8 protein-coding genes and 1 pseudogene are annotated in these 10,760 nt (G+C 36.1%); 8 read left to right on the forward strand and 1 reads right to left on the reverse strand.

Going from position 1 to position 10,760, the window contains the following annotated elements:
• Positions 1 to 61: 61 nt before the first annotated feature.
• The 7 genes from ACTQ54_RS11375 to ACTQ54_RS11405 all read left to right on the forward strand — a co-directional run bounded on the left by ACTQ54_RS11375 (position 62) and on the right by ACTQ54_RS11405 (position 9,619).
• Positions 62 to 475, forward strand: coding sequence for a prolyl oligopeptidase family serine peptidase (locus tag ACTQ54_RS11375; RefSeq protein WP_441756978.1), 414 nt, complete (start codon positions 62 to 64; stop codon positions 473 to 475).
• A gap of 360 nt (positions 476 to 835) precedes the next feature.
• A complete protein-coding gene (locus ACTQ54_RS11380) occupies positions 836 to 2,200 on the forward strand; it encodes a carbohydrate ABC transporter substrate-binding protein (protein ID WP_441756979.1) in 1,365 nt (454 codons plus the stop codon).
• A gap of 81 nt (positions 2,201 to 2,281) precedes the next feature.
• Positions 2,282 to 3,241: a carbohydrate ABC transporter permease gene (locus ACTQ54_RS11385; RefSeq protein ID WP_441756981.1), complete on the forward strand. Its 960-nt coding sequence runs from the start codon at positions 2,282 to 2,284 to the stop codon at positions 3,239 to 3,241.
• Positions 3,238 to 4,077: a carbohydrate ABC transporter permease gene (locus ACTQ54_RS11390; RefSeq protein ID WP_441756983.1), complete on the forward strand. Its 840-nt coding sequence runs from the start codon at positions 3,238 to 3,240 to the stop codon at positions 4,075 to 4,077. The genes ACTQ54_RS11385 and ACTQ54_RS11390 overlap by 4 nt, the downstream gene beginning before the upstream one ends.
• Before the next feature lie 29 nt (positions 4,078 to 4,106).
• Positions 4,107 to 6,437 (forward strand): carbohydrate binding domain-containing protein, encoded by a 2,331-nt coding sequence (locus ACTQ54_RS11395; RefSeq protein WP_441756985.1) that lies wholly within the window; start codon positions 4,107 to 4,109, stop codon positions 6,435 to 6,437.
• Between the two features lie 36 nt (positions 6,438 to 6,473).
• A complete protein-coding gene (locus tag ACTQ54_RS11400; RefSeq protein ID WP_441756987.1) occupies positions 6,474 to 7,217 on the forward strand; it encodes a helix-turn-helix transcriptional regulator in 744 nt (247 codons plus the stop codon).
• Positions 7,218 to 7,249: 32 nt separating this feature from the next.
• Positions 7,250 to 9,619 carry a glycoside hydrolase family 3 protein gene (locus ACTQ54_RS11405; protein WP_441756989.1) on the forward strand — a complete coding sequence of 790 codons (2,370 nt, stop codon included), beginning with the start codon at positions 7,250 to 7,252 and terminating at the stop codon, positions 9,617 to 9,619.
• Here the strand turns inward: ACTQ54_RS11405 and ACTQ54_RS11410 are convergent.
• Positions 9,616 to 9,849, reverse strand: a complete 234-nt coding sequence (locus tag ACTQ54_RS11410; protein ID WP_441756991.1) for a DUF1294 domain-containing protein — start codon at positions 9,847 to 9,849, stop codon at positions 9,616 to 9,618. The genes ACTQ54_RS11405 and ACTQ54_RS11410 overlap by 4 nt on opposite strands.
• Before the next feature lie 221 nt (positions 9,850 to 10,070).
• Between ACTQ54_RS11410 and ACTQ54_RS11415 the strand changes: the two are divergent.
• Positions 10,071 to 10,760 (forward strand): annotated as a pseudogene (locus ACTQ54_RS11415) (ISL3 family transposase); the annotation flags it as partial.

A 10,760-nucleotide genomic window follows, 5' to 3' on the forward strand; every position in this document is an offset into this window, starting at 1 on the left:
TGTTTGATTTAGTGTTGACAATCCAGTCATTACAGGTTACCCAATCTCTGACTATTTTGAAATGCGGGATGATGTAACTTTAAAAACGCCAGAAGGAAGGACTTTCTTTAATAAATCGTGTACCGTTTTATTTGGCACGGAAGAACTCGATAATGAAACGTTATTACTTGCTAGTCCAGCGCGTTTAGTCAACCAACACACACCACCCATGTTTTTATGGTCAACATTCGAGGATCAACCCGTACCAATTCAACAAACGACGCTAATGGCTAACGCTTTAGCTAAAGAAGGAATAGCATTTTCTTGTCATATTTTTGAAGAAGGCCTGCATGGCTTAAGTGTTTCTACACAATTGTCAGCGAATGCACAGTCCATGATTAATTTTAATGTCGCAAAATGGATGGATCTATTAGACCGCTGGTTATTAAAAAGATTTGCATTAAAATTGCCAGCAAGGAATGACTATGAAAAATAGAGATATTTATATGATAAACATGATGGTTATGCGAGGCATATTTTAATAATTTTTTCCACTTAAACATTTCGAACATTCAGTAATTGTGGAACCGTCCTGAAGCTCTCATGCCTTGATCTGTCAGTTCGTTCTAAACGCTATCACTGAATGTTCGCTTTTTTGCCTATCTTTAGTTATTACCTTGTAATCAATATAGGCATAATAGTACAGAATTCACTATAAAAAGTGTAAAAAAGCACCTTAATTTTGGTCATGAATCTACTATTATTGTCATTGATTTGGTAACGCAATCATTTTGATATTGTTATGATTTAAATACCAAATGACATTAATAATATGTCAAATTTAAGGAGGAGTTTTATGAGAAAGTTTTGGGCAAAAAGTGGGTTGGCATTGTTACTTAGTTCAGCTTTGTTATCATCGGCAGCTTCTTTAGTTAAAGTAATTGCTGAAGAAGGAAAAATAATCAACATCTATTCGTGGAATACAGAGTTTAGAGATCGTGTAACAGCTGTATATTCAAAGGTAGAAAGTACATCAGACGATGGGACAGTGACAAAATTAACGGATGGAACAGAAATACATTGGATTATCAACCCAAATCAAGACGGCGTTTACCAACAAAAATTGGACGAAGCCCTATTAAGACAAGCGGATGCTTCTGCAGATGAAAAAGTTGATATCTTCCTATCTGAAACAGACTACGTGAATAAATATGTCGATGAACTTGTCGATATTGCAGTCCCTTTGACTGAACTTGGAATTGCTCCTGATACTGATTTAGCTGACCAATTTGAGTTTGCAAAAGTGACTCCTTCTGACCAAAGTGGTGTACAAAGAGGCTCTACTTGGCAAGGAACACCAGGCTTACTTGTTTATCGTCGTGATATTGCTATCGATGCCTTTGGAACAGATGATCCAGAAGAAATTGCTAAAAAGACTGAGAATTGGGATGTCTTAAAAGAAACGGCAGAAGAATTAAAAGCGAAAGGTTATTTTGTATTCTCATCTTATGCTGATACATTCCGTTTATATGGAAATGCGATTGAACGCCCTTGGGTAGAAGCGGATTCAACTGTCATTAATGTCGACCAAAAAATACTTGATTGGGTCAATGATTCTAAAGAAATGCTGGAAGCTGGTTATTTTGATGAAACGGTAAAAGCTCAATGGAATGATGACTGGAACAAAGCAATGGGTTCTCAATCCAAATCCTTTGCTTTCTTATTCCCGGCTTGGGGGATTGACTTTGTGTTAAAACCTAACTGGGATGGTGACGCAGGTTCTTGGGCAGTTACAACGCCTCCTCAAGAATATAACTGGGGTGGTTCATACATTCATGCAGCAAGAGGAACCGACAATGCGGAACATGCGAAAGAGATTATCATGGAATTAACTGGAAATAAAGATAATTTATTGAAGATTTCGAAAGAATACTTAGACTTTACGAATACGATTAGTGGAATGAATGAAGTAGCTCAAGACGAAACATTTGCTCATGAATTCTTAGGTGGACAAAATCCATTTACTTACTTCACACCAGTAGCTGAAAACATTAAAGTAGCGCCATTGTCTGCTTATGACCAAGCGTGTGTGGAAGAAATTCAAGCAGCATTTGGTGACTACTTCCAAGGTCAAGTAACATTCGAAGAAGCAAAACAAAACTTTGAAATCGCGGTGAAAGAACGTCACCCTGAAATTACAGAAGTTATATGGCCAGAATAGTTTAACTCAATAGCAACTATTAAAGCGAAGTAAACAGTCAATCCTTGATTACTTCGCTTTATTTTATGAAGGAGAATTAAGATGAAACGAAGTGGAAAATTAGTCAGCTATTCAAAATGGGGTTATCTATTCATACTACCGTTCTTTATTACTTATTTTATTTTTTCATTTATCCCTCTTTTGGATACCGTAAGATTTAGTTTTTATGAATATTTTAGTTCAGGCTTGCGTCAAATTGGACCAAACTTTGTAGGTTTAGCGAATTATAAATCGTTATTGGAATCAGATATGTTACGTTATGCAGGGAATACTTTGATTCTTTGGTTACTAGGCTTTGTTCCTCAAATTGTAGTTGCACTGGTTCTAGCTGTTTGGTTTACAGATAAACGAATAAAAATAAAAGGTCTACAATTTTTCAAAGTAGTTATGTATTTGCCAAACTTAATTATGGCTTCAGCTTTTGCCATGATGTTCTTTGCTTTATTTTCGACTAATGGGCCAGTGAACTCAATCTTGATGAATTTAGGTTGGATTTCTAAAAAAATTGATTTTTTAGGAACTCCTTTTGGCACAAGAGGTATGATTGCTTTTATGAACTTTTTAATGTGGTTTGGAAATACGGCTATTTTACTGATGGCGGCGATTCAAGGGATCAATGAAGAAATATTTGAATCGGCTGAGATGGATGGTTGTACTCCTATTCAAAAATTCATTCACATTACCTTACCAATGATTCGTCCGATTTTAGCGTATACCCTAATTACAGCGATTATCGGTGGTTTACAAATGTTTGATGTCCCACAAATATTAACCAATGGACAAGGGTCACCTAATAGAACCTCCATGACGTTGATCATGTTTTTAAATAGCCATTTAAAAAGCCGTAACTATGGGATGGCTGGGGCTTTATCGGTGTATTTATTTATTGTAAGTGGGGTTTTATGTTATTTCGTTTATAAAATGCTTGAAGAGCGTGATCCAACTGGGATGATGCGAGAAAAGGTAAAACGAAATCGTAAAAAAGGAGTGTTGAAAAAATGAAACAGAATAAACTGATCAGTTCGATTTTCAGATATATGGTGTTAATTATCTTATCCATTTTATGTTTATTTTCATTTTATATCTTATTAATTAGTTCAACACAATCACATGCAGATTTACAAAAAGGATTTTCAGCCTTACCAGGAAAATACTTTATGGAAAACTTGAGGAAAGTTGCGACAGATGGAACATTTCCAATGTTTAGAGGAATTGCCAATAGTATTTATGTTTCTTCTGCTGTTGCTGTCCTTTGTACCTACTTTTCAGCATTAACCGCGTATGGTATTTATCGTTATGACTTTAAACTAAAAAAATTGGCCTTTTCGTTTATTATGGCTATTTTAGTTATGCCAACACAAGTGACAGCTATGGGGTTCTTGCGTTTAGTTACAAACTTGAATATGGATGATACGTTATGGCCATTAATCTTGCCATCGATTGCTTCTCCAGCTGTTTTTTATTTTATGTATAGTTACCTACAAGCATCCTTGTCAATCTCAGTTGTAGAAGCTGCACGGATTGATGGCTGTGGTGAATTTGCTATTTTTAATCAGATAGTGTTACCGATAATGAAGCCAGCCATTGCCGTTCAAGCCATCTTTGTCTTTGTTGGTTCATGGAATAACTACTTTATTCCTGCATTGATTATCAATTCAAAAGACAAAATGACAGTGCCAGTTTTAATCGCAACCTTACGTGGGGCTGATTTTATGAACTTTGATATGGCGAAAGTTTACATGATGATAGTCGTGGCTATTATTCCTATCGTCGTTGTTTACTTATTGTTATCTAAGTATATTATTGCAGGTGTAACTTTAGGGAGTGTTAAAGAATAACTGATTTATTATAAAGGAGTATGGATTTAATGAAAGAGATTATTAAAAAGTTTTTTTCTTTAATAGCAGTATTTATTTTAGTATGGGGTACAGCTAGCGATATTCGATTCATTTTTGCCAATGAATCTTCTGGTATTGAAAGTGAATACTTAGAAGATTACCAAGATACAGGTGTGGATACCGATCGCTATCAACAAGTTTGGAATGATGAATTCGAAGAGGATACTTTAAATCGCGATGATTGGAATGTCGAATTGCATCAACCTGGGTGGGTTAATGAAGAATGGCAAGAATATATCGATAACGAATCAGTATTACAGATAAATGATGGCAATTTAGTCATACAACCCGTTAAGGAAACCATTGATGGTCAAGATTACTATTACTCTGGTCGAGTGAATACACAAAACAAACATAATTTTAAATATGGTTTCTTTGAAGCCCGAGTGAAGGTACCCAAAGGTCAAGGTTATTTACCAGCGTTTTGGCTAATGTCTGCAGATGAAAACTTATACGGACAATGGCCTCGTAGCGGGGAAATTGATATTATGGAAATCCATGGAAGTAATACGACAAAAAGTTATGGGACGATTCATTATGGAAATCCACACCGTGAAAGCCAAGGTCAATTTCAATTGGAAGATGGAGACTTCAGTGAAGAATACCATGTATTCGCATTAGAATGGTTACCTGGAAAGATTAATTGGTTTGTCGATGGAAATTTAATTCATACTGAAAGTGAATGGTACACTAGAACAGAAGGACAAGGTGAAATTACTTATCCAGCACCATTTGATTCCGAATTCTATGTGATTTTTAATTTAGCCATTGGCGGAAGTTGGGTTGGATATCCAGATGATTCAACGGAATTTGAAACTCAATCATACGCTATTGATTATGTTCGTGTGTATCAACAGGATAATTATGATGAAAATGTAATGAAACCAAATCAAACGTTTAAGGCAAGAGAAGCCGATGAAACAGGTAATTATATTGTTAACGGGGAGTTTATGGAAGTTGAAGCATTGGATGATGATGCAAATTGGGTCTTTTTAACTACTCAAGGAGGCATCGCCAATGCTGAAATTTTCCAAGAACAATTAGTTATTGAAACAGAAGCTGCCGGTGAAGTCGATTATAGTGTACAATTAGTCCACGCACAGTTACCATTAGAACAAAATTACCAATACCGTGTGACCTTTAATGCTTGGAGTGATGAAGCGCGCATGGGTCGCGTTGCAGTAACCGGTCCAGATAATGGCTATATTCGATATTTAGAGGATCAAACCTTTGAATTAAATACGGAACCAACTGTATTTGAATATGAATTTACGATGAATCAAGCTTCTGATGAAAATGGAAGATTAGAATTTAATTTTGGTAATGTCAACGCATCCTCAAACATTTATTTAACAGATGTGCGAGTAGAGCGTTTAGCTGAGGTTGAATCAAGCACAACTAAATCAGTTTTATCAAATGGCAACCATGTTTATAACGGACAATTCCAAGAGGGAGAAAACCGCCTAGGTTTTTGGCAATGGCAAGCGGATGATTTAACCCAAGCCGTATCATCTCTAGAAGATGGAAGACGATTAATCGTTGAGGGCTCTAATGATAATAATCCACATATTTTGTTTCAAGAAGGATTACCATTGGCTAAAGATATTGAATATGAATTATCGTTTGAGTTAGAATCTAATGGAGAATTTGAGTTAATTGTGACAATTGGCGACTTAGCATTATTGATTCCTGTTGAGGAAGGGCTAAATGTATATCGTGAAACCTTCACCTTATCGTCAGAGCAACTAGAAAATACCGATTTAACATTTGAATTTAATAATAATGAAGCGATTCGTCTCGATAATGTTAAAGTACAAGAGAATCTCCTAATCAAAAATGGTAGTTTTAATGCTGGATTGACTGGTTTTAATCCATTTATTGATAGTTCGGCGAACGCTTCCGTGGTTGTTGATAGTTTAAGTGAAGAAAATGCAGTAGATTTCACTATTTATGATACAAGCGATCAAGCATGGAAAATTCAATTAATACAAGAGAATATCCCATTATTAAAAGGGAAGACTTATCGATTGAGTTTCAAAGTGAAGAGTAGTCTTGAACGGAATATTATGTATGCCTTGCAAAGAGATGGCAAAGTAGATGATAACTGGATGGCTTATTTAGCTGAACAGATTATTCCTGTTTCAACAGACTATCAAGAAGTGAGTTATGAATTTACAATGGAAGAAGCGGATGATCTTAATGCACTCCTAAGTATTTCATTAGGTGCCGTTGATGGGGTTCAAATAGCTACCGAACACCGTGTCGTGATCGATGATATTTATTTAGAGGAAGTTAATTAAGATTTAGTAAATGGTTTAATATTGGGGTGAGGACTTGTGAAACTATTAAATGATAAGTGGATAATTGAACCGGATTTTTCCGAGCTTGGGATGAAGCATCGCAAATTATCAGAGGAATATTTGTTCTTTAAAGCAGTGGCTGAAGGTAATTTGAGTGTAGTAAATGAAAATTTACGTGAAAATCAGTTTGCTGAAGCTAGAGGATTCGGAAAGCTATCTAAAAATAATACGGTCAATGTTAAGTATCACTTCGTCATCGCTATCGCAATGATTACAAGATATTGTAGTAAAGCTGGCATGGAAATAGAAAGAGCTTTTCGCTTAAGTGATTACTATATTCAAAAACTCGATAATTTGCATACGGTTCAAGAGGTTCACCAACTACATGAAGAAATGGTGCTGGATTTTACCAACAAAATGCGATTAATTAAAAGTAGCAATACAGTATCGAAACATATCACTGAATGTAACAACTATATTTACGGACATATTCAAGAACGTATACTTGTCGAAGATATTGCCATCGAGTTAAATGTGAGTGCTAGTTACTTATCACGCTTATTTAAAGCCGAAATGGGTATATCAATCAGTAAATATATTAATCATCAAAAGATAAAATTATCGATGAATCTATTGAGGTTTTCAGATGAATCAATTTTAGACATTGCGAATAAATTTTCCTTTTCTTCACAAAGCCATTTTATTAAACAGTTTAAAGAGTTTGTTGGAATGACACCTAAAAAATATAGAGACAAATATTACATGACAATTGAACAATAAAATTGAAATTCATTTGTAGTCGGAGGAAGCTAATGACAAATACAGATAATGTAAGTGAATTAGTTCAACACATTAATATTAAAGATGGCATTTTAGGTACGAAGACGATTCGTCCTAAAATGTCTCAGTTACTAAGACAAGTTGCCGCAGAGAGTATTGTCCTTTTGGAAAATGATGGTGTATTGCCTTTACAGGAGAATACTCGACTTTCGGTTTTTGGCCGTTCTCAACTGGATTATTTTTATGTCGGTTATGGTTCCGGTGGGGAGGTTAATCCGCCTTACTTAGTTAATGTGGTTGAGGGTTTAAAAGAAAAATCCGTTAAGCTTTATGAACCGTTGATTGAAGCGTATCAAGAGTTTTCGGCAAATCATGTGACTGAAGACCATGTTTGGGGACATTGGCCTCGCTTTTTAGAAGAAATGGTACTATCTGATGAAGATATCGCGCAAGCGCGTAATCAATCGGAGGTTGCTATTTTAGTCATTGGACGTGCAGCGGGGGAAGACCGTGAAAATGTGTTGGAAGCTGGAAGTTATTATTTAACGCAAAAAGAAGAAAAATTAATCGAGAAGGTTACGTCTCAGTTCGAAAAAGTCATTTTAATTATTAACAGTGGGAATGTGATTGATTTATCTTGGACGCTAAGATATTCTTTTTCAGCCATTTTATTGGCTTGGCAAGGTGGTATGGAAAGTGGGAATGCAATTGCTGATATCCTTGTCGGAGATATGACTCCTAGTGCTAAGTTACCTGATACTATTGCGATTAATTATGAAGATTATCCTAGTGCAAACCAATTTGGTTTGGAAGAATATGTTGAGTATGTTGAAGATATTTATGTCGGTTATCGTTATTTCGAAACGTTTCATCCTGAAAAAGTGCTTTACCCCTTTGGTTATGGTTTAAGTTATACCGAGTTTGAGCATGAATCAGAGTATCGGATGGATGGCAATCATATTCATATCCATACCAAGGTAACTAATATAGGGGATATTGCTGGGAAAGAAGTCCTTCAAGTTTATTATCAACCGCCTCAAGGTCATTTAGGGAAACCAAGTCGTAACTTAATTCGATTTGATAAAACGGACTTGTTAAAGCCGAATGATTCGCAAGAAATAGATTTCATTTTTAACCTTAAAGAATTAGTTTCTTATGATGATAGTGGAATAACAGGTCATCCTTTCAGCTATGTGCTAGAAGCAGGCGACTATCGTTTCTTTGTGGGTGATAGTCTATCTAACTTGCAAGAAGTTGGTTTTGCTAACTTAGATGATTTAGTAGTGGTAGAAAAATTGAATCAAATATCAGCCCCAGTGCAATCATTTGATCGTTTAGTGGCGGATACGAAAGATGGGAAATTAGTTAAAAGCTATAAAGCCGTTACCCTACAACATATCCCAGTCAAAGATCGTATTGAACGTCACTTAGACACAATAGAAGAAGTGGATGATCAACGTCCCTTCTTAAATACAGAAAAGACTATGTCAGAACTTATTCAGTCCTTGTCCAATCAAGAATTGGATGCCATTACGAGAGGCGAAGGACCGATGAACAGTCCTCATGGACCAAAAGGAAATGCGGGTATGTTAGGCGGCACGGTAGAATCGCTGCGAGAAAAAGGAATTCCACCATTCATTACAACTGATGGTCCAGCAGGTATTCGACTGAATTATTACGCTTCATTATTACCGTGTGGTACGGCTTTTGCTAGCACTTGGAATTTAGATTTAATTAAACATGTAGGTGAGGAATTTGGGATTGAACTGATTGATCTTGGTTCAGATATGATCCTTGCTCCCGGCATGAATATTCATCGCAATCCATTAGGTGGGCGTAATTTTGAGTATTACTCTGAAGATCCTTATTTAACCGGAAAAATGGCAGCCAGCTATGTACAAGGGATACAAGCCAATAATATATCCGCTTGTCCAAAACATTTTGCTTGTAATAACCAAGAAACGAATCGGAATTATAACGATTCTCGGGTATCGGAACGTGCATTCAGGGAGATCTATTTAAAAGGTTTTGAAATTTGTGTCAAAGAATCGCAACCTTACGCCATTATGACTTCTTACAACAAGATTAATGGCATTTGGGCTCACTATCATTATGACTTGGCTACGACAATCTTGAGGGAAGAATGGGGTTTTCAAGGTTGCGTTGTTTCTGATTGGTGGATGAGAAACTCGCAAGATCCAAACTTTGAGCATCTTCACAATAATGCGTATCGGATTCGTGCTCAAGTCGATATTCTAATGCCAGGCGGCTTAAATCCTTTAACGAAGGAGAATGACACTTCTTTAATCGAGTCCTTAGAGCATCCTGAGGGGATAACATTGGCTGAAGTGCAACATTCGGTCCTCAATATCCTAAACCTAATTCAAAAAGTAAAGGGCTAAAGATAAATAAATATCCCTGTTAAGACAATTTGTATGACAAGCATCAGGGGTATTCCTACCACAAAAGCCATTTGTTTGGTTTTATGTCTAAATACATACATAGCGATGAGTCCTCCGATGGAACCGCCAATAAAAGCCAAGCTTAACAAGGTGCGATTTTGTATGCGTCTTTGGTTATGCTTGGCTTTATATTTATCGGTTCTAAAATAAATGAGGTTGATGAATAAAATTTGTCATCAACCTCATCTTTGTTTCTATACAAAAACGCAGATATCCATTATATTAAAAGTACGACCAAATAACATAAGGGGGATATCTACGCATGAATCATTTTATCGAAAAAACACTACAATTGAAAGACCCAAATATTACAATTGATACTGAAAAAGTTGATGAGGTGAAAGTTAACGGCCGTTTATCCCTTATCTACTAAGGAAAATTATCCTATACACCTAAAGCTTGTGAGTGTTGTGGGATTAAAAACAATGCCTTTCAAGTCGTTAAAAATGGCTATCGAACAGATTCACGTATCACTCTAAATACAATCTCAGCTATGCCAGCTTATTTGAAGCTTAAGAAGCAACGCTTTTCTTGCAGAGAATGTGGACAAAATTTTACAGCTAAAACGACGGTTGTCGCAAAACATTGTTTCATTTCAAACGGCGTTAAACAAAAGATTGTGGACTTGAGCACACGTGTTCAAACTGACACAATGATTGCTCAAGATACTTTTGTTTCGACTCATACTGTTCGTCGAGTGATTAAACAAACGGCTTCTGCTATACGTGTTAGACCTACTCATGACTTACCAGAACATTTATCCTTTGATGAATTCAAGAATGTACGCTCAGTAGATGCAGCGATGAGTTTTATCATGTCAGATCCTGTAACGCATCAAGTGGTTGATGTCGTTGAGGATCGTAAGAAGAGATCGTTATCTGCTTATTTTTGTCGCTATCCACTCAAAGTGAGAAGGAAGGTTAAGACCATTACAATTGATATGTATGAACCTTATATGGACATTATTCAACGCTGGTTCCCAAAAGCCAAAATTATGATCGATCCTTTTCATATCATTCAAGCCATTAGTCGAGAACTCAATAAGTATCGCACACAGTTCATGAATAGTGTACGGACGAAA

The sequence above is a fragment of the Fundicoccus sp. Sow4_H7 genome (assembly GCF_052115865.1).
GTDB lineage: Bacteria > Bacillota > Bacilli > Lactobacillales > Aerococcaceae > Fundicoccus_A.